Here is a 26,963-nt window from a genome sequence, read left to right as displayed (position 1 = left end):
AAAGAATTGAAGCCCCTCCACGTGCGGCTTTCGCGCGATCCGCAAAGCATGGAGCACGGCGAGGCGCAGATCCGACACTGCCACGGCTCCGACGGCGTTTGCCATCGAAGCCGCGGCAGGTCGTCGGTCTTACTTGCGCGAGGCGCAGGCGTACATGTTGATTTCCATGCCGACCGGCACTTCCACGATCTTCGGAGCTTTCCAAGCCATTCGGGTCTCCCAAGGTATTGAGCGCGACATCGCGCGGCGAAAAACCTAGGGCTGCGTCGAGTGCAGTTCAAGCCTCGATTCGACTGCCGTCACGTCTGTGCCGATACTTCGCGGCCGCAATTTCTCTCTCGGACAAAGCAAGTTCCCTCCTGGTCAAACACGACCAGCGAGACACCGCCTTGTGCAATGCACCGCGCGTCCAATCGACAACGGTGCCGTCAGCAGTCCTTGTCGGCCATTTCGGCATTCGGCTTGGCGCCCGCGGCGCGCTGAGCCGCCGTCGGCTCGCTCTGCATTTGCCGCTGCGCATCCTCGGACGACGCCGGCGATTCACCGCTGGCCCTGTTCATCGTGCTGGTCGGCGGATGCTGGCTGCTATCGCTCGCCGAACCGGACGTGTGCGATTGCGCGGAGCCCACGGTGACAGGGCCAGAACCGGCATCCTTGTCGGCCTTGTCGGTGCTGGCGCTGCCGGTGTTGCAGGGACCGGCGACCGCAACCCCGGCGCTCAGCGTCAGGATTGCGCAGGCAGCAAGAAGGGAACGCTTCGTATTCATTTGCATCTCCTTTTCTCCCGCAGCGCAGCCCCGGCGCCGGCAGGACATGCGGAGAAACAGGCCGAGCAGCCCGATGTTCCCGAGCATCAGGCCGGAATGATCGCAAACGTTACGCCCGTCATGCCCGTTCCGCTTGCGGCGCTTCACCGGAGCAATCGTACGAGCGCGCGCCCGGCACGCGAACTCAGCTCCTTCGCATCCAGCGTTCCATCCTTGTCGGGATTGGCTGCGTTGAAACGCTGCTCGACCACCGACAGATATTCGTCGAGGGTGAGGGTCCCGTCGCGGTCAGGGTCTGCCGCGGCGAGTTCTTTCGCGCTCAACCGTCCACGCAATTCGCGCGCATCGAGCGTGCCGTCGCGATCGGGATCGAGCTTTGCGAACGAGGCGGCGGCCACCTTCTTCACCTCGGCAAGATCGAGCGTGCCGTCATTGTCGGTGTCGAACAACTTGACCGCATTGCCGGAGGCCGACCACGCCGGACCGGCCGAAAGTGCAATCACAAGTGCAAGGGCAATCGAGCGAGCCGAAATCATCGAGACCTCCCTGACATAGCCCCCAGATCAATGGGGCAGAGCCGAGATAAACCCGCAAGCGGCCCTCGGTTCAAGTCCGGACCTGCAACTTGCGCGCGCCACAACCGGTAGAGATGCATTGCCCTGCTCCCAATAGTGCTTCGCGTCGCGGAATTTCTCAGCGTCTGCGCACAAGTTGGAGTTGCCTTTGTCAGGTTTCCGTCAGGTGACCGCCGACGATATCGGCACGGCAGTTACGACTTTCGTATTGACGCGTTTTGGTTTCCGACGGAGTGTTGCAGCCGCAGCGTCAAAAGGCGCGCATTTTGGGAGGAACGGATGAAACGCTTTGCGATGGCCGCGAGCCTCGTCATGCTTGCGTCAACCTGTGCAAATGCACAAACCACCGAGCAGCTGGTCAAGGGTGCGACCGACACATCGAACGTTCTCAATTACGGAATGGGCTACAATCTCCAGCGCTTCTCGACGCTGAAGCAGATCAACAAGGATACGGTCAAGAATCTCGTCCCAATCTGGAATTACAGCTTCAATGACGATCGGAGCGAGGAATCACAGCCAATCGTCTATCAGGGCGTCATCTACGTCACCTCGCACAATGCCACGATGGCGGTCGATGCCAAGACCGGCAAGCAGATCTGGAAGAGCAAGATCGAATATCCGGCGGAGACGCCGCGAATCGTCTGCTGCGGCATCATTAACCGCGGCGTCGCGATTCACGAGGGCAAGCTGTTCCGTACGACGCTCGATGCCCACGTGGTTGCCATCGACGCCAAGAACGGCAAGGAGCTGTGGCGGCAGAAGGCAGCCGACATCAAGGAAGGCTATTCGATGACGGTGGCCCCGCTCGTTGCCGACGGCGTCGTCATCACCGGCATTTCCGGCGCCGAATTCGGCACCCGCGGCTTCATCGACGGCTGGGATCCGGCGACTGGCAAGCATCTCTGGCGAACCCACTCGATCCCCTCGCCGGACGAGCCCGGCGGCGACACCTGGAAGGGCGACACCTGGAAGCTCGGCGGCGGCTCGACCTGGATCACCGGCTCTTATGACCCCGAGCTGAACACGATCTATTGGGGCACCGGCAATCCCGGCCCGTTCAACTCGGCGGTGCGCCCCGGCGACAATCTCTACACCTGCTCCGTCCTGGCGTTGGATCCCAAGACCGGCAAGATCAAGTGGCACTACCAGTTCTCGCCGAACAATCCGTTCGACTACGACGCCGTGGCCGAGATGGTGCTCGCCGACGTGAACATCGAGGGCAAGCCGACCAAGACGCTGATGAATGCCAACCGCAACGGCTTCTTCTACGTGCTCGACCGCACCAACGGGAAGCTGCTCGCGGCTAATCCTTACGTGAAGGTGAATTGGGCGACCGGCATCGACATGAAGACCGGACGTCCGATCGAGACCGACATCTCGAAGGACGCACGCGAGGGCAAGAAGGTGACGGTCTATCCCTCGATCCTCGGCGGCAAGAACTGGGAGCCGATGTCGTTCAATCCGCAGACCGGCCTTGCCTATGCCAACACGCTCGCGTTCGGCGGCAGGTACAAGACCGAGCCCGTCACCTACAAGCAGGGCGAATGGTACCTCGGCATGGACCTGACCGACCTCTGGGAATACGGCGACGGGCCGCGCGGCCATCTCAAGGCTATCGATCCCATGACCGGCAAATCGAAATGGGAAGCGCCGAGCGACATTCCGCGCTTCTCCGGCGTGCTCTCGACGGCCGGAGGCGTCGTATTCTCTGGCGCGCTGACCGGCGAGTTCGAGGCTTTCGACGCCGACACCGGCAAGAAGCTCTGGCAGTTCCAGACCGGCTCCGGCATCGAGGGACAGCCGGTGACCTGGCAGCAGGACGGCGTGCAGTATGTCGCCGTGACGAGCGGCTATGGCGGCGTCTACTCGCTGTTCTCCGGCGACGAGCGGCTTGCCAACGTGCCGCCCGGCGGCTCGCTGTGGGTCTTTGCGGTCAAGCAGTAAACACGGGTACGATGCTGAAACTGATCTCTCACAAGACGGCGGCGATGATCGCCGCCGTCGCGGTGCTCTCGGTCGCGCATGCGGCGACCGTCCGCGCCGATGACACCACCGGCAATTCCATGCAGGCGCAGATCGACCATGGTAAGTCGACCTACGCCTCGAAATGCTCCCACTGCCACGGCCCCAATCTGATGAATTCCGGCACCGTCACGCCGGATCTGCGTGCCATTCCCGACGACAAGACGCGCTTCGTCACCACGGTGAAGAACGGCAAGAACAACAAGATGCCACCCTGGGCCGACATTCTCAGCGACGACGAGATCGGAAACCTCTGGGCGTTCGTCTCCAGCCGGAGGAAGCCATGAGGGGCCGGCGCGTTGCCTGGAGCGTTGCGGCCGTTCTGTCCGCGATGGCGTCGGTCGCTCTCGCAGCCGACGATCCTCTGAAGGTCTGTCTCGACGAGGACCGGCCGCCGCTCTCGGTGCATCGCCGCGACAAGCCGGATGCCGGCTTCGACGTGCTGCTGGCGCAGGCGATCGCCGAGCGGATGGGACGCCCGCTGAAGATCCAGTGGTTCGAGAGCAGGCTGGATGAGGATTCGAGCCCGCAGCTCGAGGCCAATGCGTTGCTCTCGGACGGGCGCTGCTCGCTGGTCGGCGGCTACGCGCTGACGCAGGATTCGCTTGTCGCACCCGGGATGAAGACGGCGCGCTTGCCGGGTTTCGCCGGCGCCACGCGCGACGATCGGCGGCGCCGCGTCCCGCTCGGCGTGCTCGCGCCGAGCCAGCCCTACATCTATTCGCCGATGACGGTGGTGCTGGGGCCAAAGGCCCGCGGGCGCAAGGTCGGCGACATCGGCGATCTCGCCGGCCTTCGTCTCGCCATCGAAAGCGGATCGCTCGGCGACGCCATCCTGATGACCTTCGACAAGGGGCGCCTGATCGACAACATCACCCATCTCGTCCCCGGCCGCGACGATCTCCTCGGCGGACTCGAGCGCGGCGACCATGACGCGACGCTGATCGATCTTGCCCGCTTCGACGCCCATCGCGCCGCGCACCCGGACACGGCGATCACGGCGTCCGGCTACTATTATCCGATCGGAGCCAATCGCGGCTATGTCGGGCTCGCCAGCGATGGCGCGCTGATCGCGGCCGTCAACAAGGCGCTGACGGAGCTCACGGCTTCGGGCAAGATCGCCGAATTCGGCAAGCAGGCCGGCCTCACCTATCTGCCGCCGCGCGAGCCCGCGATCCTCGGCGATGTCTGGACGAAGATCATCCAGCGGTGAGGCTCCCGCGGCCCGAACGCAGTGCGAGCCAATGCGCCAATCTGTCTCGCCTGCGGCCCATGGCAGCGACGGCCTGATGCAGTAGGTTCGGCAAAAATCAGGGAGAGAATCATGTCCGCCAAGCTCGATCGCCGCCACTTCATCGCCGCCGGTACCGGTGCACTGGCGATGCCGTTCGTCGCGCGCGGCGCATCGGCACAGGGCGGCTGGCCGGCGCGGCAGATTCGCATGATCTGCAGCTATCCCGCCGGCGGCCAGACCGACCTGCTCGCGCGCGCCTATGGCGAGTTCATCTCCAAGCAAGTCGGCAAGACCGTCGTGATCGAGAACAAGCCCGGCGCCTCCGGCGCGATCGGGACGGCGGAAGTCGCCCGCGCCGAGCCCGACGGCCACACCATCCTGTGCTCGATCTCGACCACCTACATCATGAACCGGGTGGTGATGAAAAATCCCGGCTACGACATGGACAAGGATCTGACGCTCGTCAGCGTCATTCCCGGCGCGGGCCTGTTGCTGGTCGCGAACCCGAAAACCGGGGTCAAGACGCTGGAGGATTTCGTCGCCTTCGCGCGCAAGAGCGGCAAGGTGAATTTCGGCACCTACAGCGCGGGCTCGGCCCCGCACATGACCGTCAACGAGCTCAACAAGCAGTATGGTCTCAACATCGAGCCGGTGCATTATCGCGGCGAGGCGCCGATGTGGACGGGAATGCTGGAAGGCACCCTCGATGCCGCGATGGGCAGCTACACGGCCGCGCAGTCGGTCCTGCAAAGCGACCGCGGCACGGTGTTCGCCGTGCATTCGAAGAAGGTCGATGCGATCCCCGCGATCAAGACCCTTCCCGAGCAGGGCGCGACGTCGAAATTCTTCACCGTGAGCGGATTTACCGGCTGGGCCGTGCCCAAGGCGACGCCGCAAGCCGTCGTCGACCGCCTGGCCGAGCTCTGCGTCGCCGCCAACACCGATCCGAAAGTGAAGGAGGTTCTCTCGACTTTCGTGCTCGAGCCCGCAATCGGCTTCAAGGAGACTAATGCGCTGTACCAGCGCGAGCTGCCGATCTGGATCGAGAGCGCGAAGTCGTTGGGCCTCGAGCCGGCCTGATCAGAAAGTTGGGCGCATCAGGAGGACGGCCTCGCCGGCCGCTTCTGGAAAAACCGCGTCTAATGCTCGCCCGAGCTCGCAGCGCCCTGCTGTGCCTTGTGGATCGAGGACGGCACCACGCCGAAGTATTTCCGGAACACCCGGCTGAAATGCGATGAGCTGGAGAACCCCCAGGAGAAGGCGACGTCGGTAATGGTCTTGCCGGCGTGGGCCTCGAGCTCCTGGCGGCAGTTCTGCAGCCGCGCCTGCCAGATGTAGTCGCTCACCGTGGTGCCGCGCTCCGAGAACAGCATGTGCAGATAGCGCTTGGAGCAACCGAGCTCGGCCGAGATCTGGTCGATGCACAGATCCGGGTCGCGCAAGTGCTCCCGGATGAAGAACTGGGCGCGCACATACATCGCTTCGGGCCCGACACGATCGAACATCGTGTCGGCTTCGCGCAGCGGCAGCAGCAACAGGTCGATCAGCGAATCGGCGACGCCGACCGCGCTGTTGGCCGACAGCTTTGCCGCCTCGTCGAAGGTGGCATGGACGAAATCGTGGGCGATCCGCCCGGTCCCCGTCTTCGCCGTCAATTTGCACGCCGGCATCCGCTGCGACGGGAATCCGCGGTCGCGCAGCAGCGCCTTCGGCACGATCACCACGTCGTGACGGGTAAAGGCCGGACTGATGATCGAATGCGGACAGGAGACGTCATAGGCGATGATGTCGCCCGGATTGATCTCGATGTGACGGCCTTCTTGTTCGAAATAAGACACGCCGTAGGTCTGGAAGTGGATTTTTATGTACGGGTGTTCATTGGCCTTGGCGCGCGCCAGCGTGTGCGCGATGCGATGCTGGCTGACCTCGATCTGGCAGAGCTTCAGGCGCGAGACCGTGGTGTAATCGATGCGACCTTCGAGCGAGGACGCTTCCAGCGGATCGACGTCGAAATGCCCGCACAGGCTCGTGAGCCCGTCGATCCAGCTCTGGATCTGCCGCTTCGGCGTCATTCCGGTCGTCGAGAGCGTGTGAATGGTGTCGGACATTAATCCAGCCACTGATTTGATCCGGAGGTTCGGCGCGAATCGCAACCAGCGCTGCCGGAGCCCTCAGCCGTGATTGCGTGACGTTTACCTCGCATTTGAGCGGTCTCTTGCAACGAGCGCCATCGTTCCATTGCCACTCTTGAAACTTAATCCTCCGCCTTAGTTGCAGCGCCGTCAAGGGGAACCTGAGCGCCGAGGCCGGCCTCGAGGGCGCACCGAAGCCGCTGAATTCGCTACTGCAAAATCAAAATCTTCACCTCCGTGCGCTGTCGAGCAAACCGCCTTCGCTCTTGGGCAAGTTTCCCGATGGCGAAGCCGTTAGGGATTGCGGCAGGAACAACAAGAACGGGCCGCTCCTGCACGTGGACCCGTAGCTCTCATCAGGAGGAGGAAACAGCACAGCATCGTTTCTGGTCCCCACGCGACCGCCCTGCACGAGCAGACGCCGGACGAGAAGCCCGGTGATTGAGCAATGCTTCGGAAACAATAAACGAGATCAACGGAGGAATGACTATGCGCAAGGTGCTACTGGCGACCTGTCTTGGTTCGGCGGCGGCTCTCGCCGTCGGCAGCGCTTCAGCAAATGACGAGCTGATCAAGATGTCGCAGAACCCGAAAGACTGGGTGATGCCGGCGGGCGACTACGCAAATACCCGCTATTCGAAGCTGAACCAGATCAACGCACAGAATGTCGGGAAACTCCAAGTTGCCTGGACCTTCTCGACCGGCGTGCTACGTGGTCACGAAGGTGGCCCGCTGATCATCGGCAACATGATGTACGTCCATACGCCGTTCCCGAACAAGGTCTACGCCATTGACCTTTCGCAAGAGAACAAGATCGTTTGGAAATACGAGCCGAAGCAGGATCCCAACGTCATCCCCGTTATGTGCTGCGACACCGTCAACCGCGGCCTGTCCTATGGCGACGGCAAGATCATCCTGCATCAGGCCGACACCAACCTCGTCGCGCTCGACGCCAAGACCGGCCAGGTGGCCTGGTCGGCGACCAACGGCAATCCCGCGAAGGGCGAGACCGGCACGTCGTCTGCGCTGGTCGTCAAGGACAAGGTCCTGGTCGGCATCTCCGGCGGCGAGTTCGGCGTGCAGTGCCATGTCACCGCATACGACCTCAAATCCGGCAAGCAGGTCTGGCGCGCCTATTCCACAGGCCCGGATGATCAGATCAAGGTCGATCCGGCGAAGACGACCTCGCTCGGCAAGCCGGTCGGCCCGGACTCTTCGCTGAAGAGCTGGCAGGGCGATCAGTGGAAGATCGGCGGCGGCTGCACCTGGGGCTGGATCTCCTACGATCCCGCTCTGAACCTCGTCTATTACGGGTCGGGCAATCCCTCGACCTGGAACCCGAAGCAGCGTCCCGGCGACAACAAATGGTCGATGGCGATCTTCGCCCGCGATGCCGACACCGGCATGGCGAAGTGGGTCTACCAGATGACGCCCCACGACGAATGGGACTATGACGGCGTCAACGAAATGATCCTCAGCGATCAGCAGATCAACGGTCAGAACCGCAAGCTGCTGACGCACTTCGACCGCAACGGCCTCGCCTACACGATGGACCGCGAGAGCGGCGAACTGCTGGTCGCCGAGAAGTACGACCCGAAGGTGAACTGGACCAGCGGCGTCGACATGGACAAGAACTCGCCGACCTACGGCCGTCCCAAGGTCGTCGCACAATACTCGACCGAGCACGGCGGAGAGGACAAGAACACAAAGGGCATCTGCCCGGCCGCGCTCGGCACCAAGGACCAGCAGCCGGCAGCCTACTCGCCGGACACGCAGCTGTTCTACGTTCCGACCAACCACGTCTGCATGGACTATGAGCCGTTCAAGGTGAGCTACACCGCGGGTCAGCCCTATGTGGGTGCGACGCTCTCGATGTATCCGCCGCAGGGCGAAAGCCACATGGGCAACTTCATCGCCTGGGACAACAAGACCGGCAAGATCGTCTGGTCGAACAAGGAGCAGTTCTCGGTCTGGTCGGGTGCGCTCGCAACCGCCGGGGGCGTGGTGTTCTACGGCACGCTCGAAGGCTACCTGAAGGCGGTCGACGCCAAGACCGGCAAGGAGCTCTACAAGTTCAAGACTCCCTCGGGCATCATCGGCAACGTCACCACCTATGAGAACAATGGCAAGCAATACATTGCCATTCTCTCCGGCGTGGGCGGCTGGGCCGGCATCGGACTGGCGGCAGGCCTGACCGACCCGACCGCAGGCCTCGGTGCGGTCGGCGGCTACGCGGCCCTCAGCAACTACACGGCGCTCGGCGGTACCCTGACCGTGTTCTCGCTGCCGAACTAAACCCGTCAGCATCGCTCCGGCGCGTGGATCGCTCCACGCGCCGGCTCGTCTCCACCGAATGCCGACCGAGGAACAATCTCTTGCGTCAAATCTGCTCTGTCATTGCTGTGATGATGATCTTCGTTGTGTCCGGAGGAAGCGCGGTCGCAGAGGGTCCGGGCGACCCGACCGCCGTGAAGAAGGAAGACGACGGAAAGTGGCTCGATAAGGACGGAAACCCGACCTACAAGATTTCGGCCGACGGCACCGTGGACTGGTTCACCTATTCCGGATACCGCCGCTATCATTCGGACTGTCACGTGTGTCACGGCCCCGACGGCATGGGATCGACATACGCGCCGGCGCTGAGGGATTCCGTGAAGTCGATGAGCTACGGTGACTTCCTCGGCGTGGTCGCCTCCGGCCGCAAGAACATCTCGGCCGCGCAGGAGAACGTCATGCCGGCCTTCGGCGACAACCCGAACGTCGCCTGCTACATGGACGATCTCTACGTCTATCTCCGCGCGCGCTCCACCGACGCCTTGGGCCGGCAGCGTCCTGCGAAAAAGGAGGAGAAGACGGAGGCCTATACCCAGGCTGAAGACGCCTGCATGGGCAAGAAATGAACGTTACGAGGGCTGCCAGGACTACTTCTTGGCGCCTGATGAGATTTGAGGAGCTACCGATGAAGACACGTGCCGCCGTTGCTTTCGAAGCCAAGAAGCCGCTCGAGATCGTCGAGGTCGATCTGGAAGGCCCGAAGGCCGGCGAAGTCCTGGTCGAGATCAAGGCGACGGGCATCTGCCATACCGACGCCTACACGCTCGACGGCTTCGACAGCGAGGGAATCTTCCCGTCGATCCTGGGACATGAGGGAGCCGGCATCATCCGCGAGATCGGCCCCGGCGTGACCTCGGTGAAACCGGGCGATCACGTCATCCCACTCTACACGCCGGAATGCCGGCAGTGCAAAAGCTGCCTCAGCCAGAAAACCAATCTCTGCACCGCGATCCGCGCGACGCAGGGCAAGGGCGTGATGCCCGACGGCACCAGCCGTTTCTCCTACAAGGGCAAGCCGATCTACCACTACATGGGTTGCTCGACCTTCTCGAACTTCACCGTGCTGCCCGAGATCGCGGTCGCCAAGATCCGCGAGGACGCGCCGTTCGACAAGAGCTGCTACATCGGCTGCGGCGTCACCACCGGCGTCGGCGCCGTCGTCAACACCGCCAAGGTGACGCCGGGCTCCAACGTGGTCGTGTTCGGCCTCGGCGGCATCGGCCTCAACGTCATCCAGGGTGCCAAGATGGCCGGCGCCGACAAGATCATCGGCGTCGACATCAACGATTCCAAGGAGGAATGGGGTCGCAGGTTCGGCATGACCGACTTCGTCAACCCGAAGAAGATCACCGGCGACATCGTTCAGCACCTCGTCGGCCTCACCGACGGCGGCGCCGACTACACCTTCGACTGCACCGGCAACACCACCGTGATGCGCCAGGCACTGGAGGCCTGCCATCGCGGCTGGGGCACCTCGATCATCATCGGCGTCGCCGAGGCCGGCAAGGAGATCGCCACCCGCCCGTTCCAGCTCGTCACCGGCCGCAACTGGCGCGGCACGGCCTTCGGCGGCGCGCGCGGGCGCACCGACGTGCCGAAGATCGTCGACTGGTACATGAACGGAAAGATCCAGATCGATCCGATGATCACCCACGTGCTCAAGCTCGAGGAGATCAATAAGGGCTTTGATCTCATGCACGAGGGCAAATCCATCCGTTCAGTCGTCGTGTTCTAGCTCGAAAACGTCACACCAAGGAGGATCGACCATGACTGTTGCACTCCATCCCTCGATTGACAACGGCATCAAGCAAGGCAGCGGCAGCTTCGCCGGCGGCACGCTGGCCTGCAAATGCAGCGACCATCCGGTGAAGGTCGGCATCAAGGGCGACGTCGCCCACAATCACGCCTGCGGCTGCACCAAGTGCTGGAAGCCGCAGGGCGCGACCTTCTCCGTCGTCGCCGTCGTGCCGCGACAGAACGTCACCGTGCTCGAGAACGGCGACAAGCTCCAGATCGTCGACCCCTCCGCGGTGATCCAGCGTTACGCCTGCAAGGCCTGCGGCACGCACATGTACGGCCGGATCGAGAACAAGAACCATCCGTTCTACGGCCTCGACTTCATCCATCCCGAACTGTTCCAGGAGCAGGGCTCGCAGGCGCCGCAATTCGCCGCCTTCGTTTCCTCCGTGATCGAATCGGGTGTGAAGCCCGAGCAGATGGCCGGCATCCGTTCGCGGCTGAAGGAGATCGGCCTCGAGCCCTATGACTGCCTGTCCCCGCCCCTGATGGACGCGATCGCGACCCATGTCGCGAAGGCCAAAGCCGCTTAGGAAGACTGCCTGGACGCCCGCCTGAACTGGCCGGCCGCCGGATCTTGGCTACACCATCTGCAGCTCGCTGGCGTTCGTTGCCGCCAGCGAGCCTCACGGGTCCCCGCTGCCGGGACCACCGCGGCGCGATGCCGCCGCTTCTGCACCACGCGTGGGTGAGGACCATCGGCTCCTCAGTCCTGGTCTCTGAATGACTGCGCAGGACCGTCCGCTTCCTGCTTGAAGTTCGCGGTGCTCTGCGTTCTCCCTCCCTCGACTGAGGCCTACTGCTTCGTCCGTTCGGTGCAGCCGGCGGACGAAGCTTTTTTCGTTGCGTCCATTTGATACGCAACGTGGCGGATGACGCGCCCTGCTTTTGACAAACCGTCGATGCAATCTTTTCCCGGTGAGAACACTCGGCTGTGAACGCCGGGTCGGCGCGATCTCTGCTAAGGTCGCGCCGTCACGATGCCGCACGACGTACAATCAATTAAGAAGAAAACGGGAGGTATCGAGCACATCCAGACATCGCTAGCTGCGTTCCTGCCTCCTTCCGGGATTTGCCCGCGCGGGACCACGGCGGGATGTGGCGAGACGACGCACGAGCGGTCGCCGACCGGCGTCGGCGGACTTTGAATTTGGCATGCTTATGAAGAGCGAGGCACGATCATGATCAAGGTGAAGATCAACGGCCAGGAACAGAGCTGGGACGGTGACCCGGATCTCCCGCTACTCTGGTTCCTGCGTGACGAGGCCGGTCTCACCGGCACCAAATACGGCTGCGGCCAGGCCCTGTGCGGCTCCTGCACGGTCATCGTCGACAAGCAAGCGGTGCGCGCCTGCATCACGTCCGTCAACGACGTCGCCGGACGCGAGGTCACCACGATCGAAGGCCTGCATCCGAACGGCGATCACCCGGTGCAGAAGGCGTGGCGTCAGGTCAACGTGCCCCAATGCGGCTTCTGCCAGGCCGGCCAGATCATGCAGGCCGCGGCGCTTCTGATGGAGAATCCCAAACCCTCGCACGACCAGATCCGCGAGGCGATGTCCGGCAACATCTGCCGTTGCGGCTGCTATCAGCGCATCGAGAATGCCGTCCATCTCGCATCGACGGGAGTGTGACATGAACTTCATCGACAATCCCCGCAAGCTTCGCGGCTTCGAAAAGCACATCAAGGTCGAGAAGGTGTCGCGCCGCAGCATCCTGAAGGGGCTCGGCGTCACCGGCAGCTTCGTGCTCGCCGCCCCCGTGATGTCGCGCCAGGCGCTCGCCTATGAGACCGGCGCCGGCAAGATGCCGCATGGCGTCGTGGTCGATCCGCGCGTGTTCGTTTCGGTGGGCGCGGATGGCATCGTCACCATCGTCGGGCATCGTTCGGAAATGGGCACCGGCGTGCGCACCAGCCTGCCGCTGATCGTGGCCGAGGAGATGGAGGCCGACTGGTCCAGGGTCAAGGTGCGGCAAGCCCATGGCGACGAGGTCAAGTTCGGCAACCAGGACACCGACGGCTCGCGCAGCACGCGGCATTATCTGATCCCGATGCGCCAGATCGGCGCTTCGGCTCGCACAATGCTGGAGCAGGCCGCGGCCAAGCGCTGGGGCGTGCCGGCGACCGAGGTCAAGGCGGTCAACCACGAGGTCGTGCACAGCGCCAGCGGGCGCAAGCTCGGCTTCGGCGAGCTCGCTGCCGACGCCGCCAAGGAATCGGTGCCCAGCATCGAGGGCCTCAAGCTGAAGGACCCCAAGAACTTCCGTTATCTCGGCAAGGGCCAGATCGGCATTGTCGATCTCCACGATATCACCACCGGCAAGGCGAACTACGGCGCCGACGTGCGGCTGCCCGGCATGAAATATGCCGTGATCGCCCGTCCGCCGGTGACCGGCGGCAAACTGGTCAAGTTCGAGCCGGCGGAGGCGCTGAAGGTCCCCGGTGTCGAGAAGGTGATGCAGGTGCGCGGCTGGCCGTGGCCCTCGAAATTCCAGCCGCTCGGCGGCGTCGCGGTGATCGCGCGCAACACAGGCGCGGCGATCAAGGGCCGCGACGCGCTGAAGCTGACCTGGGACGACGGTCCCAACGGCAAGTACGACTCCGTCGCCTACCGCAAGGAGCTCGAGGAGGCCTCGCGCAAGCCGGGGCTCGTGCTGCGCAAGGAGGGCGATGCGGACGCTGCCCTGAAGAGCGCCGACAAGGTGATCGTCGGCGAATACTACCTTCCGCATCTCGCCCATGTCGCCATGGAGACGCCGGTGGCGGTCGCGGACGTCAAGGGCGACAAGGCCGAGATCTGGGCGCCGGTTCAGAGCCCCGGCGGCACCCGCGAGGACGTCGCCAAGACGCTCGGCATTCCCGAGGCCAACGTCACGGTCAACGTGACGCTGCTCGGCGGCGGGTTCGGACGCAAGTCGAAATGCGACTTTGCGCTCGAAGCCGCGCTGCTCTCGAAGGAGCTCGGCGCGCCGGTGAAGGTGCAGTGGACGCGGGAGGACGACATCCACAACGGCTTCCTGCACACCGTCTCGGTCGAGCGGATCGAGGCCGGCCTCGACAAGAGCGGCAAGGTGATCGCCTGGCGCCACCGCAGCGTGGCTCCCAGCATCGCCTCGACCTTTGCCGCCGGCACGGTGCATCAGGCGCCGTTCGAGATCGGCATGGGCCTGGTCGATATGCCGTTCGAGATCGCGAACATCTCGTGCGAGAACCCGGAAGCCGCGGCGTTCACCCGCATCGGCTGGTTCCGCGCGGTCTCGAACATCCCGCGCGCCTTCGCCGTCCAGTCGATGGTCGGCGAGATCGCGCAGGCAACGGGCCGCGACCAGAAAGACATGCTGCTCGAGCTGATCGGCTCGCCTCGCATCGTCAAGCCCAACGTGAAGGACCTCTGGAATTACGGCGAGCCCCAGGACAGCTACCCGATCGACACCGCGCGCCTGCGCAAGGTGGTCGAGCTGGTCGCCGAGAAGGGCGAATGGGGACGAAAGGTGCCGAAGGGCCACGGTCTCGGCATCGCCGTGCACCGCAGCTTCGTCAGCTACATCGCGACCATCGTCGAGGTCGCCGTCGACGACAAGGGCAAGCTGACGGTGCCGCGGGTCGACACGGCGATCGATTGCGGCACCTATGTCAACCCCGAGCGCATCGCTTCGCAGATCGAGGGCGCGGCGATCATGGGGCTCAGTCTCGCCAAATACGGCGAGATCACCTTCAAGGACGGCAAGGTGCAGCAGAAGAATTTTGACGACTTCCAGGTCGTCAGGATGGACGACTCGCCTGTGGTGACCAACGTTTACATCGTGCCGCCCGGACCCGACACGCCGCCGAGCGGCGTCGGCGAGCCCGGCGTTCCTCCGTTCGCGCCAGCCCTGATCAACGCGATCTTCGCAGCGACGGGAAAACGCATCCGCGCGCTTCCGATCGGCAAGCAATTGGAGGCGTGAGACGGAACCGAAGTGCGAGGCGGAACACAAGCCGCCTCGCGCCGTTTCCATCGATCTGACAGGAGCAGATCGATGACCAACATCTCAAGGGCGCTCGCAGTCTCGCTGTCGGGCGCCTTTCTTTTGACCGCCGCGGGCGCATTCGCCCAGAGCAACACGACGCCGCCGACCACCGCGACGCGCCCCACCGGCCCCGACCAGACTTCGCTGCCGAACGCCAACGCCCCACCCGCCTCCGCCACCCAGACCACCGGGCAGCACAATCCGGATCCCAAGATTCGCGAGATGAACCAGAAGGAGAAGGACAAGGTCGAGCGCGAGGGGAAGTAGTCCTCGCACCACATGCCCTCATGGCCGGGCTTGTCCCGGCGATCCACGGCCTTGCCGCGGCACGAAGACGTGGATGCCCGGGACAAGCCCGGGCATGACGACGAGTGCATGGCGCGTTCGACGCCCATCGCAAACAAATGCGGCGGATGTTGCCATCCGCCGCATTCGCCACCCCCCGCTGCTCCGCTTCTTTCGATCCGCCCGCGGAGCTATTTCTTCAGCGCGAAGACCCAGACGACGCCGCCCTGCGGCACGTTGGCTTCGATGCCGATATTGTTGGTCACGAGCGCATCCTGGATGCGCTGCGCGTCGACGCCCCAGCCCGACTGGATCGCGATGTACTGCGTGCCGTCGATCTCATATGACACCGGCATGCCGACGATGCCGGAGTTGGTCTTCTGCTCCCACAGCAGTTCGCCCGTCTTGGCGTGGAAGGCGCGGAAATAGCGGTCGTTGGTCCCGCCGACGAAGACGAGATCGCCCGCAGTCGCCGTGACCGATCCGAACAGATGCGACTTGGGGAAGTTGTGCTGCCAGACCTTCTTTCCGGTTGCGGGATCCCAGGCCTGCAGCTCGCCAAAATGATCCGCACCCGGCTTTACCTTCAGGCCGATGTCTTCCGGCTTGGTGCCGAGCCAGAGCTCGCCCGGCTTGAGTGGCACTTTCTCGCCGGTAAAGCCGCCGCAGAAATTCTCGTTGGCAGGCACGTAGACGAGGCCGGTCCTCTGGCTGTAGGCCGCCGATGGCCAATCCTTGCCGCCCCACAGCGAGGGACAGAACTCGACGCGCTTGCCGATCACCGGCTTGTGCGCTGGATCCACGATCGGCTTGCCGGTCTCGTCGATGCCCTTCCAGACGTCAGTGAAGACGAACGGCCATCCGGCGACGTAATTGATCTTGGTCGGAGTCCGCTCCAGCACCCAGAAGATCGCGTCGCGGCCGGGATGGACCAGGCTCTTGATGGTGCGGCCGTTGCGTTGCAAATCGATCAGCATCGGCGCGTCGACCTCATCCCAATCCCAGGAATCGTTCTGGTGGTATTGGTGATAGGCCTTGATCTTGCCAGTGTCGGGATCGAGCGCGAGCACCGATGCTGTGTAGAGATTGTCGCCGGGATGCGAGTCGCCGGGCCATGGCGCGGCATTGCCGACACCCCAATAGATCGTCCTGGTCTCCTTGTCGTAATTGCCTGTCATCCAGGCCGACCCGCCGCCGTTTTTCCAGTCGTCGCCTTGCCAGGTGTCATGACCGGGCTCGCCTTCACCGGGGATGGTGTAGGTCCGCCACAACTCTTTTCCCTCCTTGGCATCATAAGCAACGATATAGCCACGCACGCCGAACTCGCCGCCGGAGCCGCCGACAATGACCTTACCGTCGACGATCAAGGGCATCAGGGTGAGGTACTGCCCCTTCCTGTAGTCCTGCACCTTCGTGTCCCACAGCACCTTGCCGGTCTTGGCATCGAGCGCGACCACGTGGTCGTCCGTGGTGGCGAGGTAGAGCTTGTCCTCCCACAGACCAACGCCGCGGTTGGTCGGATGCAGCTGGAACAGATCGTCAGGAAGCTGCCGCTTGTAGCGCCAGTATTCGTCGCCGGTCTTCGCATTCAGCGCGATCACCTGGCCCATTGGGGTCGTCACGAACATCACGCCATTGTTGACGATCGGCGGGGCCTGATGGCCTTCGACCACGCCAGTGGAAAAGGTCCAGACCGGTGTGAGGTTCTTCACGTTGGAGGTGTTGATCTGATCGAGCGGGCTATAGCCGTGCCCGTCATAGGTGCGCCGGTAAAGCATCCAGTTGTGGGGCTCGGGGTTTTCCAGCCGCTGCGCGGTGACCGGAGAATAACTCTCGATCGGACCCGATAGGGCGGCGGTTGAGGCAAGACACGTGAAGGCGACCAAGCCGGACAGTAACCATTGCTTCCTGATCATGGAAGTTTTCATGGACGTTCCCCTTTTCATCCGCTTGAATTCTTGTTGTGAATTCTTGTCGTTCGTTCCGTCGCCCGCCCTTCGGCGGAAGCGGCTAGTCGTGAGGCGGGCCCAGCCCGCAACCGTCCATCATCCTGGCTGTGTGCCACCTACCTTTCCCATGAAATTGCCGGCGACGCTGAGCGAACCATCAGCGAGCGCCAGCGGCAGCGCTGCTAGCCGCCGCGGCGCCGGCCCGAACACGACCTGCGCGCCCGCGCGGGGATCGAATTCGGAGTTGTGGCACATGCACTTGAAAACCTCCTTGTCGCCGACATCGCTCTTCACCCAGGCGGTGACGGGACAGCCGGCATGCGAGCAGATCGCCGAATAGGCGATGATGCCGTCGACGGCGCGCGCGCGGGTCTTCTCGTCGAGGTCGGCGGGATCGAGCTTGATGATCAGGATTTCGTTGAGCCGCGAGGCGCTGCGCACCACCGATGTGGTGGGGTCCTTCGGCCAGGCATGGATCGGCGGTCCACCGACCCGTAGATCAGCCGCAGTGATGAGCTTTCCCTCCTGGTCACCTTCGGAGAAGACGAGCAGATCGCCTTTCTGCGGCCGCTCATCCGAGCCGGGCGGATCCTCACCTGCGCGGGCCCTGGTTGAACAGCCGAGACACGCCGTCGTGGCCATCGCACCGAGCAGCAGGGATCGCCGTGTCTGTTCGGTGCCCGCTTCGACGTCGGGTTCCGTAGCATTTTCGGAAGATGATGAATGGGTATCGAACGATGCGCGAGCCATGCCTGCTAGCAGGCGCTGGAACTCTGCCGAAAACAAGGCGAAGACTTGGCGCCGCAGTGCATCAATATGGCTTTGCTCGCGTTGATTGCGTAGGAGTAAATGCGTTCAAGCGCGTTTTCGCGATTTCTACATCGCGTTGCGCGAATGGCATGATGATTTCGCAGATCAGATCCGATGATGGAGGAATTGCTGCGACGCCACGATGCGATGCGGAATCCCACGCAGGCATCGTGTCCTTCACGACCTGAGCACGTGACGCGGCGAAGCGATGCGGCCCGCAAGTGTTGCCGACGCCATCTCAAAGCTGTCAGCGATACGACGCGCCTTGTCGATGAACAGCGCAGCCGCCGCCGGCGGGCAGACCTCGCGCGCGGTCTGCTCGAACAGATCGAGCCAGCGATCGAAATGGCCGCCGGCCAGGCTGAGCGGCAGGTGTGCCCGCATCGGCGAGCCATGATAGCGGCCGCTCATCAGCACGACCGACGACCAGAAATCCCTGAGCTTGGCGAGATGCTCGTCCCAATTCTGCACGACGCCGAAGACGGGCCCCAACAGCGCGTCCTCGCGCACGCGTCCGTAGAAGCGGGTGACGAGTTCTCCAATCATCTCCTCGGTGATCCCGGTGCGCTCGATCGCATCCTGGGTCAACAGGCTCCGGCGCGCGGCCGCAGCTTCCCGCTCGGCCTTCAGTCGATCCGACATGTCCTTTGCTATCCGTTCCGTTATCCCCGCAGGCCGCCCGTTCGACATTGTCGGGCCTATCGCACGCGGCGTCTTTGTCGCAGCGCAAATTGCGGGATCTGGCGGCGGACGCTGGGCGCCCGCCGCCAATGCCTTCGTCAGGCGGAATAAGTGTAAAAGCCCTGCCCGGTCTTGCGGCCGAGATGGCCGGCATCGACCATCTCTTTCAGCAGCGGCGCTGGCCGATATTTAGGATCGTTGAAGCCCTTGTAAAAGACCTCCATCACCGAAAGCATGGTGTCGAGCCCGACGAGATCGGCAAGTGCGAGCGGCCCGATCGGATGGTTGCAGCCGAGCTTCATGCCCGCGTCGATCTCTTCCGCCGTCGCGATGCCCTCCTGGAGCGCGAAGATCGCCTCGTTGATCATCGGACACAGGATGCGGTTGACGGCGAAGCCCGGGCTGTTCTTGGCCGTGATCGCCACTTTGCCGACGCGCTTGGCGAAATCCAGCGCCTTGGCATGGGTGTCGTCCGAGGTCTGCAGGCCGCGGATGAGTTCGAGCAGCGCCATCACCGGCACCGGGTTGAAGAAGTGCATGCCGATGAAGCGGTCGGGACGGTCGGTCGCGGCGGCGAGCTTGGTGATTGAGATCGAGGAGGTGTTGGTCGCGACCAGCGTGCGCGGCGACAGGGTGGCGCAGAGATCCTTCAGGATCTTGACCTTGAGCTCCTCGTTCTCGGTCGCGGCCTCGATGACGAGGTCGCAATCCGACAGCTTCGCCCGGTCCGTGGTGCCGGTGATGCGCTTGAGCGTCGCCTCGCGGTCGGCCGCCGACATCTTCTCTTTTTTGACCAGCCGCTCGAGGCTTCCGCCGACGGTCGAAAGGCCGCGGTTCACCGCCGCATCGGAAATATCGACCATTACGACCGAGAGGCCGGCGGCCGCGCAGACCTGCGCGATGCCGTTCCCCATGGTCCCTGCCCCGATGATGCCAACGGTCTGGATCATTGCGTCACATCCTTCATCCTTGCGGGCGCGCCAGTCGCAGCCCGGCTCCATTGTTCCTGCATTAGGGTCTAGCACCGCCATTGGGCCGGCGCGACCCGATCCTGTTCCTTAGCGCATCCGAGGCCGGAAGAAAGCCGCCCGCGGGGCCGCCAGGCGCCTCGATTGTCGGTCCCTGGCCGCGTCTATCGATCATCCTGAGCCCTTCTCCAACGGCTCCGGCGGGGTTGCCCACCCCCTGGCCCCTTGATTATGGCAGCGGCAGCAGCGAGAAGGGCGGCGCGGGGCTACCGCGGAACAGGGGCTTGCCCGAGACCGGATGAACGATTTCGCACGATCCATCGGTGCCGCCTTTGCGCTGATCGGCGACGCCGACACCGAGCTATTGGGCATCGTCGCCCTGTCGTTGCGGGTCAGCCTGACAGCCAGCATCCTGGCGCTCCTGATCGGCGCCCCCTTTGGAGCCCTGCTTGCGATCACCCGCTTCCGGGGACGCCAAATCATCATCATTCTGACCAATGCCCTGCTCGGGCTTCCGCCGGTCGTGGTCGGGCTCGCGCTCTATCTTCTGCTGTCGCGGTCCGGCCCGTTCGGGGCGGCGGGCTTGTTGTTCACGCCGGCCGCCATGGTGATCGCGCAGACGCTGCTGGCGACGCCGATCGTGGTGGCGCTGGTGCACCGGCCGGCAAGCCTGTTGTGGGCGGAGTATGGCGACCTGGCGCGGATCGACGGGCTGTCGGCCCTGCGCAGCATGGCCCTGCTGTTCGCGCTCGGCCGGACCTCGTTGCTGACGGCCTTTCTCGCCGCGTTCGGGCGCGCCATTGCGGAAGTCGGTGCCATCATCATCGTCGGTGGCAACATCCGCGGCTTCACCCGCACGATGACGACGGCGATCGCGCTGGAAACCAGCAAAGGCGAGCTGCCGCTGGCGCTCGGACTCGGGCTGATCCTGCTCGCTCTCAGCGTCGCGGTCTCGACCGTCGCCTTCGTCCTAGTTGGGCGCGTTGGGGAAAAATAGCTGCTCGCCACCGACCTTGTACCCGGCGATCGCTTGCTGCCCTTGCGGCGAAACCAGCCAGTCGACGAAAGCCTGTCCCTCCTTTGCCTTCACGTTCGGATGCTTTGCAGGATTGACCAGCATGACGCCGTACTGGTTGAAGAGCCGCTTGTCACCCTCGGTCAGGATGGCGAGTTCGCCACGGTTCTTGAACGACAGCCAGGTGCCGCGGTCCGACAGGAGGTAGGCATTCGACGACGAGGCCATGTTCAGCGCCGGGCCCATGCCCTGGCCGATCTCCCGGTACCAAATGTCCTTGCCGGCACTGAGGTCGACGCCAGCCTCCTTCCATAGTCTCAGCTCGGCCGCATGCGTGCCGGACTTGTCGCCGCGCGAGATGAACGGCGCCTTTGCGGTCGCAATCTTGCGCAGCGCCTCGGCCGCGTCCTTGCTGCCCGAGATCTGCGCCGGATCGCTCTTGGGGCCGATGATGACGAAGTCGTTGTACATGACGTCGAAGCGCTTCACGCCCTGCCCTTCGGACATGAACCTGTCCTCCGCGGGCCTGTCGTGGACGAACACCACGTCGGCATCGCCGCGCCGCCCGATGTCCAGCGCCTGGCCGGTGCCGACGGCGACGACCTTCACGCCGATGCCTTCGGCCTTAGAGAACAGCGGCAGCAGATGACCGAACAACCCCGACTGTTCCGTCGAGGTGGTTGAAGCCACGGTGATGGTGCGATCCTGTGCGGATGCGATGGTGGACCAGAGCAGAACCGCGATGGTGACAAGCTTCCTCATGCGACGTCCTCGGCCAGACAATGACGGCTCTGAATAGCGGCTCGCAAGGATGGCGGGAACCCCAAGCTTCGGATCGCAACGAGAGTTGATGCGGGCGGTGCACCTCGCAGAAAAAGCGCGCCGGCGCGCGCTAGGCACGCCTGCAAAACAAGAAGTGAAAAAACAACCCCATGCACAGTAGCGATGGGGTTGAAAGGCTTGAGCATTTCGGTGTTGCCGAAGACACGCTTGCGGCGTCGGGCAAAACAGGGGTATTATTGCATCATCGGCTGCTGTGCGGGTTGCGTAACTCGGGCGGATGCGCGCTGGATGCGCGGATGTTCTGCAATTGGTCCACCCTACATTGACACGGATGTGACGGCCGGGGCAGGTTTTCACATTGCTGACGAATCAGCGATTGCTTCACGCCGAGCACCTCTTGGACAACTCCCAGTGCTTTCGAGACTGATATCGTTGCTGCGCCGCATCCCTGCGGTGAATTGGGCGTTTTCCCGACTCCGGCCTGTGCCGCACAGCGGCAACATTGAGGTCGCGCCGACCGCCACGGACGCTTCGCCCGCCATCATCGAAGACGTCGAGGTCCCGGCTCAAGCTCCAAGCGCCGAGATCTGCACCGCCCCGGTGCGCGACGACGCTGCCCCCGCCACCAAGGCTCTGGTCGCGGAGAACGATGCGGCTGTGTCTGTCGTCGCGGAGAATCCGTCCGACGAAATCCGTATCAGCGGGGACTCCTCTCCGGAGACCGTGGCGGAAATCGAGGCGCCCGCGACGCCGCCAGTCTCCGAGGAGGTGCTGACTGCATCGGTCGGTGCGGAGAGTGGGCCAGTTGCAGCCTCTGATCTCGCCATCGTTGACGACGATGCATCGCCTGCTGAGATTCCTGCAGAGATCGACTCCGCCGTCATAGAGGAGGTTGTGATTTCGTCAGCGGACGTCGCGACCGCCTTGACTGATGTCCCTGATGTCATCATCGAGGCGGCCTCCTCGCCCGACGTTTCCGCCGCCGTCGATCCGGTCGCTGTCGAAGAAGTCGAGCTTCTCCGCGCCGAGGCCGATAGCGTCACGACTGATGCCTCTGAAGCCAGCGCCGACAGCGAACCGGCGCCCGTTGTCGAAAGCCCGCAAGTCCCTACAAACGATGTTCCGCTCGCTGCGGCAACTAACGACTCATTGAGCGGCGTCACCGCCATCGAGCCGGTTCAGCCTCTCGCGTCTCCCCCTTCCGAGATCCGCAACGTCCCGAAAGTTCGCGCGAGAGCCGCAGAGCCCGCCGACCGCGCGGCGCTGATCCGGCAGCGCTGGGCGGAGAGCGGAATCAGGATGTGGAATCCGCGGCTGCACGGCACCGGCGAAGCCGCGCTGAACATCCAGGGAAGCATCGGGCTGCTGCCCCCGGCACCCGGCGAGACAATGCCGCGCTACGACAAGCTGGAATTCAGGATGCTCGGCGGACAGATCGTCTGTGAGGGCGTGATCGTCGAGGCACCGGTTCAGGCGAGCCATCGGAGCTTCACGCAGCTTGCCGAGCCGCGGACCAGCGAGCGCGTCCGCGAACCGGCGCGCGAGCGCCAGGCCGTCCTCGCCTGATCCGACCGTGGCCATGTGCTAGGCTGATGTCGCGCATGGGCGATAGCAGGCGGTAGCTGCAGCGATTTCGGGCGACCTGTGCCTGAGACGTGCGCACGCTGCGGCCGGATATCCTTAACGGGACCTCACCAATGCACGCGATCGGAAAATCGTAAGGCAGCGCGCAACCAGTGCTGGCCTGCCCGGGCCAGAATTGATCTAACGGGCCCTTTACCCCTGCCGTGCAAGATTGCCCACGTTTTTCAGGGGATCTGGGGCTCGTATTGCAATGCCTGTTGCCGATTTGAAATCTCATCTTGCCGCCGCGATGCGATTGTTTCGCGTTCCCGCCGACAATCCGGACCTGACGCGGGCGCAGTTCGACGCCTTCTCCAAGCAGATCCCGCTGCTCTACTTCATCCTCATCAGCAACACGATTGCGGTCGCCTACACCTATGTGAACGTGGCGCCGGACTGGCTGACGATGATCGTGCCGGCCGTGTTGACGGTGCTCGCGGCCTTACGGACTTTCTGGTGGCTGCGCCAGCGCCGGCTGGTGCGCAGCGATGCCGACATCCTGCGCAATCTGCGCGCCACCAACTGGCTGACCCTGCCGATCGGTGCCGGCTTCACCGCCTGGTCCTTCGCGCTCTACCCCTACGGCGATCCCTTCGCCAAGAGCCAGGTCGCGTTCTACATGGCGGTCACCGTGATCGGCTGCATCTTCTCGCTGATGCATCTGCGCTCGGCGGCGCTGATCGTGACGCTGATCGTCGACGTGCCCTATGTGCTGTTCTTCTTCGCCACGGGCGAGCCGACGCTGAAGGCGATCGCGGTCAACAACCTCCTGGTTTCCGCCGCGATGGTGACGGTGCTGTTCATCTACTATCGCGACTTCGCCGATCTCGTCGCCAGCCGCAAGTCGCTGCTCTCGCAACAGGCGGCGACGCAGGCGCTCTCTGACGAGAACTTCCGCCTTGCCAATCTCGATTCACTCACCGAGCTGCCGAACCGCCGCCGCTTCTTCGCCGAGCTGTCGAGCGCCTTCACCGATGCCGAACGCAGGAAAGTTCGGATCGCGGTCGGCATCATCGATCTCGACGGTTTCAAGCCGATCAACGACAATTACGGCCATTCGGTCGGAGACCGCGTCCTGATCGAGGCCGGCCGGCGCATCCGCGAGGTCTGCGAGGGCTTTGGTCCGCAGCGGGTCGAATTCGCCCGATTAGGCGGCGACGAGTTTGGCCTTGTCGTTTGCGGCGACCCCGACGATGCGGACCTGCTGCGGCTGGGCCAGCGCATTGGCGACCAGGTCAGGCTTCCCTACCAGCTCGACACCGCCCATACCGGGCTGTCCTGCTCGATCGGCTTTGCCTCGTTTCCCCAATCGGCAACGACCGCGGAAGCACTCTATGAGTGCGCCGACTATTCACTTTATCACGCCAAGCGCCATCTGCGCGGCCGCACCGTGATCTTCTCGAGCGAGCTCGAGGCCGAGATCCGCAGTCGCGGAGTCATCGAGAATCTGCTGCGCACCGCCGATTTCAGCACCGAGATGGACCTGGTGTTCCAGCCGATCGTCGATGCCATGAGCGAGCACACCGCCGGCTTCGAGGTTCTGGCGCGCTGGCGCAGCGCCCGCCTCGGCCTGGTCTCCCCGGCCGATTTCATTCCGGCCGCCGAGCGCATCGGACTGATCCGGCCGCTGACGCAAGCGCTGCTCGTGCGCGCGCTCGCCATCGCCAGGACATGGCCCGATCACATCCGCCTGTCGTTCAATCTCTCAGCCCACGATGTCTGTGCGGCGGAGGGCATCCTGCCGCTGATCTCGATCATCGAGAAGAGCGGGCTGCCGCCGCGCCGGATCGATTTCGAGATCACCGAGACCGCCGTCACCTTCGACTTCGTCCGCGCACAGCAATCGATCGCAACGCTGAAGGCAATGGGCTGCGGCATTTCGCTGGACGATTTCGGCACCGGCTATTCGTCGTTGAGCCACGTGCACCGGCTGCCGCTCGACAAGATCAAGGTCGACCGCAGCTTCGTTTCCGACATCAACGAGAATCCCGTCAGCCACAAGATCATCAAATCGCTCACCGGTCTCTGCGACGACATGGAGATCGCCTGCGTCGTCGAGGGCGTCGAGACGCGTGCTCAGCTCGACACCCTGCGCCGCCTGGGATGCGACTTCATCCAGGGTTACTATTTCGCCAAGCCCATGCCGGCCGATGCGATTGGCGACCATCTTGCGAAGGAGAGCCGGCGCCTCGACGGCACCGGGACCAAGGTCGTGGCCTAAAGCGCGATGCGCGCTTTAGGTTATTGTTTGAGCATAATCTTTTCGGAAAACCGCTACGCACTTTTCCGGATCATGCTCTAAAGCCTCTCCGCCAGACTCGGCAGATCGAGCCCCTTGTCGCGCGCGCACTCGATCGCGATGTCGTAGCCTGCATCGGCGTGGCGCATGACGCCGGTGGCGGGATCGTTCCACAGCACGCGCTCGATCCGCTTCGCAGCCTCGGGCGTGCCGTCGGCGACGATCACCATGCCCGCGTGCTGCGAATAGCCGATGCCGACGCCGCCGCCATGATGCAGCGACACCCAGGTCGCTCCGCTGGCGCAATTGAGCAGCGCATTGAGCAGCGGCCAATCGGACACCGCATCCGATCCGTCCTTCATCGCCTCGGTCTCGCGGTTAGGGCTCGCCACCGAGCCGCTGTCGAGATGATCGCGGCCGATCACGATCGGCGCTTTCAATTCGCCACGCGCCACCATCTCGTTGAAGGCAAGACCGAGGCGATGGCGATCGCCGAGGCCGACCCAGCAGATGCGTGCCGGCAGGCCCTGGAATTTGATGCGCGCCTTTGCCATGTCGAGCCAATTGTGCAGATGCTTGTCGTCAGGCATCAGCTCCTTGACCTTGGCATCGGTCTTGAAGATGTCCTCGGGATCGCCCGACAGCGCGGCCCAGCGGAATGGCCCGACGCCGCGACAGAACAGGGGGCGGATATAGGCGGGCACGAAGCCGGGGAAATCGAAGGCGTTCTTCAGGCCCATGTCCTGTGCCATCTGGCGGATGTTGTTGCCGTAGTCGAGCGTCGGAATACCCTGGGCATGGAAATCCAGCATGGCCTGGACATGCTCGACCATCGACGTCTTCGAGGCGCGCTCCACTGCCTTCGGATCGGACGCGCGCTTGGCTTCCCATTCGGCAAGCGTCCAGCCCTTCGGCAAGTAGCCGTTGATGGGATCGTGCGCGCTGGTCTGGTCGGTGACGATGTCGGGCTTGACGCCGCGGCGCACCAGCTCAGGGAAGATCTCCGCGGCGTTGCCGAGCAGGCCGACCGAGACCGCCTTGTTCGTCTTCGCGGCGTCCGCCATGATCGCGAGCGCTTCATCAAGCGTTGCGGCTTGCCGGTCGAGATAACCGGTCCGCAGGCGCATCTCGATGCGGCTCGGCTGGCATTCGACCGCAAGCATCGAAGCGCCGGCCATGGTCGCCGCCAGCGGCTGCGCGCCGCCCATGCCTCCCAAGCCGGCCGTGAGAATCCATTTACCGGCGAGGCTGCCGCCGTAATGACGCCGACCGACCTCGACGAAGGTTTCATAGGTGCCCTGCACGATGCCCTGGCTGCCGATATAGATCCAGGAGCCCGCCGTCATCTGGCCGTACATCATCAGGCCCTGGCGATCGAGCTCGTTGAAATGATCGAGCGTCGCCCAATGCGGCACGATGTTGGAATTCGCGATCAGCACGCGCGGTGCATCGGCATGGGTGCGGAATACGCCGACCGGCTTGCCTGATTGCACCAGCAGCGTCTGGTCGGCTTCCAGCTTGCGCAAGGCCGCAACGATCCGGTCAAAACTCTCCCAGTCGCGCGCGGCGCGGCCGATGCCGCCATAGACGACGAGCTCGCTCGGGCGTTCCGCAACGTCAGGATCGAGATTGTTCATCAGCATGCGCAGCGGCGCTTCCGTGAGCCAGCTCTTGGCGCTGATGTCGCTGCCGCGGGGAGCGCTGATGGTGCGGTCATTGTCCAGTCGGCGGTTCATGT

At 63.7% G+C, this 26,963-nt stretch carries 24 protein-coding genes; 14 read left to right on the top strand and 10 right to left on the bottom strand.

What is annotated here, in order from left to right; all coding sequences use genetic code 11:
* Positions 1 to 129: 129 nt before the first annotated feature.
* The 3 genes from pqqA to I6F21_RS05325 all read right to left on the bottom strand — a co-directional run bounded on the left by pqqA (position 130) and on the right by I6F21_RS05325 (position 1,303).
* Positions 130 to 210, bottom strand: coding sequence for a pyrroloquinoline quinone precursor peptide PqqA (gene pqqA / locus I6F21_RS05335; RefSeq protein ID WP_008562446.1), 81 nt, complete (start codon positions 208 to 210; stop codon positions 130 to 132).
* Between the two features lie 218 nt (positions 211 to 428).
* Entirely contained in the window at positions 429 to 914 is a 486-nt protein-coding gene (locus I6F21_RS05330) for a hypothetical protein (protein ID WP_225182850.1), read from the bottom strand.
* Positions 911 to 1,303 carry an EF-hand domain-containing protein gene (locus tag I6F21_RS05325; RefSeq protein ID WP_225182849.1) on the bottom strand — a complete coding sequence of 131 codons (393 nt, stop codon included), beginning with the start codon at positions 1,301 to 1,303 and terminating at the stop codon, positions 911 to 913. Before I6F21_RS05325 ends, I6F21_RS05330 begins: the two co-directional genes overlap by 4 nt.
* A gap of 318 nt (positions 1,304 to 1,621) precedes the next feature.
* Here I6F21_RS05325 and I6F21_RS05320 point away from each other — a divergent pair, with 318 nt between their 5' ends.
* The 4 genes from I6F21_RS05320 to I6F21_RS05305 all read left to right on the top strand — a co-directional run bounded on the left by I6F21_RS05320 (position 1,622) and on the right by I6F21_RS05305 (position 5,678).
* Positions 1,622 to 3,286, top strand: coding sequence for a methanol/ethanol family PQQ-dependent dehydrogenase (locus tag I6F21_RS05320; protein WP_036007936.1), 1,665 nt, complete (start codon positions 1,622 to 1,624; stop codon positions 3,284 to 3,286).
* Between the two features lie 11 nt (positions 3,287 to 3,297).
* Positions 3,298 to 3,651 carry a cytochrome c gene (locus tag I6F21_RS05315; protein ID WP_225182848.1) on the top strand — a complete coding sequence of 118 codons (354 nt, stop codon included), beginning with the start codon at positions 3,298 to 3,300 and terminating at the stop codon, positions 3,649 to 3,651.
* Complete coding sequence (locus I6F21_RS05310) at positions 3,648 to 4,577, top strand: transporter substrate-binding domain-containing protein (RefSeq protein WP_036007940.1); 930 nt, start codon at positions 3,648 to 3,650, stop codon at positions 4,575 to 4,577. Before I6F21_RS05315 ends, I6F21_RS05310 begins: the two co-directional genes overlap by 4 nt.
* A 111-nt stretch (positions 4,578 to 4,688) precedes the next feature.
* Positions 4,689 to 5,678 (top strand): tripartite tricarboxylate transporter substrate binding protein, encoded by a 990-nt coding sequence (locus tag I6F21_RS05305; RefSeq protein ID WP_036029360.1) that lies wholly within the window; start codon positions 4,689 to 4,691, stop codon positions 5,676 to 5,678.
* Between the two features lie 59 nt (positions 5,679 to 5,737).
* On the opposite strand, the gene I6F21_RS05300 is transcribed toward I6F21_RS05305, so the two are convergent.
* The gene (locus I6F21_RS05300; RefSeq protein ID WP_025037738.1) at positions 5,738 to 6,706 is read right to left on the bottom strand and encodes a helix-turn-helix domain-containing protein; all 969 of its coding nucleotides are present in this window, start codon (positions 6,704 to 6,706) and stop codon (positions 5,738 to 5,740) included.
* 513 nt (positions 6,707 to 7,219) lie between these two features.
* Here I6F21_RS05300 and xoxF5 point away from each other — a divergent pair.
* The 7 genes from xoxF5 (at position 7,220) to I6F21_RS05265 (ending at position 15,139) form a co-directional block, all read left to right on the top strand.
* Positions 7,220 to 9,025, top strand: a complete 1,806-nt coding sequence (gene xoxF5, locus I6F21_RS05295; RefSeq protein ID WP_036029357.1) for a lanthanide-dependent methanol dehydrogenase XoxF5 — start codon at positions 7,220 to 7,222, stop codon at positions 9,023 to 9,025.
* Positions 9,026 to 9,138: 113 nt separating this feature from the next.
* The gene (locus I6F21_RS05290; protein WP_036007993.1) at positions 9,139 to 9,630 is read left to right on the top strand and encodes a c-type cytochrome, methanol metabolism-related; all 492 of its coding nucleotides are present in this window, start codon (positions 9,139 to 9,141) and stop codon (positions 9,628 to 9,630) included.
* A gap of 59 nt (positions 9,631 to 9,689) precedes the next feature.
* A complete protein-coding gene (locus I6F21_RS05285) occupies positions 9,690 to 10,799 on the top strand; it encodes an S-(hydroxymethyl)glutathione dehydrogenase/class III alcohol dehydrogenase (RefSeq protein WP_027574628.1) in 1,110 nt (369 codons plus the stop codon).
* 31 nt (positions 10,800 to 10,830) lie between these two features.
* Positions 10,831 to 11,394 carry an S-(hydroxymethyl)glutathione synthase gene (gene gfa, locus I6F21_RS05280; protein WP_036007953.1) on the top strand — a complete coding sequence of 188 codons (564 nt, stop codon included), beginning with the start codon at positions 10,831 to 10,833 and terminating at the stop codon, positions 11,392 to 11,394.
* A gap of 648 nt (positions 11,395 to 12,042) precedes the next feature.
* Positions 12,043 to 12,495, top strand: coding sequence for a (2Fe-2S)-binding protein (locus I6F21_RS05275; RefSeq protein ID WP_024342565.1), 453 nt, complete (start codon positions 12,043 to 12,045; stop codon positions 12,493 to 12,495).
* Position 12,496: 1 nt separating this feature from the next.
* Positions 12,497 to 14,809, top strand: a complete 2,313-nt coding sequence (locus I6F21_RS05270) for a molybdopterin cofactor-binding domain-containing protein (protein ID WP_225182847.1) — start codon at positions 12,497 to 12,499, stop codon at positions 14,807 to 14,809.
* A gap of 72 nt (positions 14,810 to 14,881) precedes the next feature.
* Entirely contained in the window at positions 14,882 to 15,139 is a 258-nt protein-coding gene (locus I6F21_RS05265) for a hypothetical protein (protein ID WP_036041998.1), read from the top strand.
* 209 nt (positions 15,140 to 15,348) lie between these two features.
* Here I6F21_RS05265 and I6F21_RS05260 read toward each other — a convergent pair whose 3' ends face one another.
* From I6F21_RS05260 to I6F21_RS05245, 4 genes are all read right to left on the bottom strand, one after another.
* Positions 15,349 to 17,073, bottom strand: a complete 1,725-nt coding sequence (locus I6F21_RS05260) for a methanol/ethanol family PQQ-dependent dehydrogenase (protein WP_085972394.1) — start codon at positions 17,071 to 17,073, stop codon at positions 15,349 to 15,351.
* 129 nt (positions 17,074 to 17,202) lie between these two features.
* The gene (locus I6F21_RS05255; protein WP_036007969.1) at positions 17,203 to 17,856 is read right to left on the bottom strand and encodes a Rieske 2Fe-2S domain-containing protein; all 654 of its coding nucleotides are present in this window, start codon (positions 17,854 to 17,856) and stop codon (positions 17,203 to 17,205) included.
* 237 nt (positions 17,857 to 18,093) lie between these two features.
* On the bottom strand, positions 18,094 to 18,558 hold the full coding sequence (locus tag I6F21_RS05250) for a group III truncated hemoglobin (RefSeq protein ID WP_036029348.1): 465 nt from the start codon (positions 18,556 to 18,558) through the stop codon (positions 18,094 to 18,096).
* 137 nt (positions 18,559 to 18,695) lie between these two features.
* On the bottom strand, positions 18,696 to 19,547 hold the full coding sequence (locus tag I6F21_RS05245; RefSeq protein WP_036007996.1) for a 3-hydroxybutyryl-CoA dehydrogenase: 852 nt from the start codon (positions 19,545 to 19,547) through the stop codon (positions 18,696 to 18,698).
* 316 nt (positions 19,548 to 19,863) lie between these two features.
* Between I6F21_RS05245 and I6F21_RS05240 the strand changes: the two genes are divergently transcribed.
* Positions 19,864 to 20,562, top strand: a complete 699-nt coding sequence (locus tag I6F21_RS05240; protein WP_036007971.1) for an ABC transporter permease — start codon at positions 19,864 to 19,866, stop codon at positions 20,560 to 20,562.
* Here I6F21_RS05240 and I6F21_RS05235 read toward each other — a convergent pair.
* The gene (locus I6F21_RS05235; protein ID WP_225150386.1) at positions 20,536 to 21,342 is read right to left on the bottom strand and encodes a substrate-binding domain-containing protein; all 807 of its coding nucleotides are present in this window, start codon (positions 21,340 to 21,342) and stop codon (positions 20,536 to 20,538) included. The genes I6F21_RS05240 and I6F21_RS05235 overlap by 27 nt on opposite strands.
* Before the next feature lie 453 nt (positions 21,343 to 21,795).
* Here I6F21_RS05235 and I6F21_RS05230 point away from each other — a divergent pair, with 453 nt between their 5' ends.
* The gene (locus tag I6F21_RS05230; protein WP_225182846.1) at positions 21,796 to 22,929 is read left to right on the top strand and encodes a hypothetical protein; all 1,134 of its coding nucleotides are present in this window, start codon (positions 21,796 to 21,798) and stop codon (positions 22,927 to 22,929) included.
* Positions 22,930 to 23,197: 268 nt separating this feature from the next.
* The gene (locus tag I6F21_RS05225; RefSeq protein ID WP_225182845.1) at positions 23,198 to 25,207 is read left to right on the top strand and encodes an EAL domain-containing protein; all 2,010 of its coding nucleotides are present in this window, start codon (positions 23,198 to 23,200) and stop codon (positions 25,205 to 25,207) included.
* A gap of 77 nt (positions 25,208 to 25,284) precedes the next feature.
* On the opposite strand, the gene hutU is transcribed toward I6F21_RS05225, so the two are convergent.
* Positions 25,285 to 26,961: a urocanate hydratase gene (hutU, locus tag I6F21_RS05220; protein WP_225182844.1), complete on the bottom strand. Its 1,677-nt coding sequence runs from the start codon at positions 26,959 to 26,961 to the stop codon at positions 25,285 to 25,287.
* Positions 26,962 to 26,963 lie beyond the last annotated feature (2 nt).

The organism is Bradyrhizobium sp. NBAIM03 (assembly GCF_020194055.1).
In the GTDB taxonomy this organism is placed as follows: Bacteria; Pseudomonadota; Alphaproteobacteria; order Rhizobiales; family Xanthobacteraceae; genus Bradyrhizobium; species Bradyrhizobium yuanmingense.
This window is presented reverse-complemented; position numbering and strand designations above follow the sequence as displayed.

Coding starts and splice junctions, on each gene's coding strand:
- I6F21_RS05270 (WP_225182847.1), top strand. CDS start 12,497: ATGAACTTCATCGACAATCCCCGCAAGCTTCGCGGCTTCGAAAAGCAC.
- I6F21_RS05310 (WP_036007940.1), top strand. CDS start 3,648: ATGAGGGGCCGGCGCGTTGCCTGGAGCGTTGCGGCCGTTCTGTCCGCG.
- I6F21_RS05235 (WP_225150386.1), bottom strand. CDS start 21,342: ATGAGGAAGCTTGTCACCATCGCGGTTCTGCTCTGGTCCACCATCGCA.
- I6F21_RS05305 (WP_036029360.1), top strand. CDS start 4,689: ATGTCCGCCAAGCTCGATCGCCGCCACTTCATCGCCGCCGGTACCGGT.
- I6F21_RS05290 (WP_036007993.1), top strand. CDS start 9,139: ATGATCTTCGTTGTGTCCGGAGGAAGCGCGGTCGCAGAGGGTCCGGGC.
- gfa (WP_036007953.1), top strand. CDS start 10,831: ATGACTGTTGCACTCCATCCCTCGATTGACAACGGCATCAAGCAAGGC.
- I6F21_RS05325 (WP_225182849.1), bottom strand. CDS start 1,303: ATGATTTCGGCTCGCTCGATTGCCCTTGCACTTGTGATTGCACTTTCG.
- I6F21_RS05275 (WP_024342565.1), top strand. CDS start 12,043: ATGATCAAGGTGAAGATCAACGGCCAGGAACAGAGCTGGGACGGTGAC.
- I6F21_RS05300 (WP_025037738.1), bottom strand. CDS start 6,706: ATGTCCGACACCATTCACACGCTCTCGACGACCGGAATGACGCCGAAG.
- I6F21_RS05240 (WP_036007971.1), top strand. CDS start 19,864: ATGAACGATTTCGCACGATCCATCGGTGCCGCCTTTGCGCTGATCGGC.
- I6F21_RS05265 (WP_036041998.1), top strand. CDS start 14,882: ATGACCAACATCTCAAGGGCGCTCGCAGTCTCGCTGTCGGGCGCCTTT.
- I6F21_RS05315 (WP_225182848.1), top strand. CDS start 3,298: ATGCTGAAACTGATCTCTCACAAGACGGCGGCGATGATCGCCGCCGTC.
- I6F21_RS05285 (WP_027574628.1), top strand. CDS start 9,690: ATGAAGACACGTGCCGCCGTTGCTTTCGAAGCCAAGAAGCCGCTCGAG.
- pqqA (WP_008562446.1), bottom strand. CDS start 210: ATGGCTTGGAAAGCTCCGAAGATCGTGGAAGTGCCGGTCGGCATGGAA.
- I6F21_RS05250 (WP_036029348.1), bottom strand. CDS start 18,558: ATGTCGGATCGACTGAAGGCCGAGCGGGAAGCTGCGGCCGCGCGCCGG.
- xoxF5 (WP_036029357.1), top strand. CDS start 7,220: ATGCGCAAGGTGCTACTGGCGACCTGTCTTGGTTCGGCGGCGGCTCTC.
- I6F21_RS05245 (WP_036007996.1), bottom strand. CDS start 19,547: ATGATCCAGACCGTTGGCATCATCGGGGCAGGGACCATGGGGAACGGC.
- I6F21_RS05255 (WP_036007969.1), bottom strand. CDS start 17,856: ATGGCTCGCGCATCGTTCGATACCCATTCATCATCTTCCGAAAATGCT.
- I6F21_RS05260 (WP_085972394.1), bottom strand. CDS start 17,073: ATGATCAGGAAGCAATGGTTACTGTCCGGCTTGGTCGCCTTCACGTGT.
- I6F21_RS05225 (WP_225182845.1), top strand. CDS start 23,198: ATGCCTGTTGCCGATTTGAAATCTCATCTTGCCGCCGCGATGCGATTG.
- hutU (WP_225182844.1), bottom strand. CDS start 26,961: ATGAACCGCCGACTGGACAATGACCGCACCATCAGCGCTCCCCGCGGC.
- I6F21_RS05320 (WP_036007936.1), top strand. CDS start 1,622: ATGAAACGCTTTGCGATGGCCGCGAGCCTCGTCATGCTTGCGTCAACC.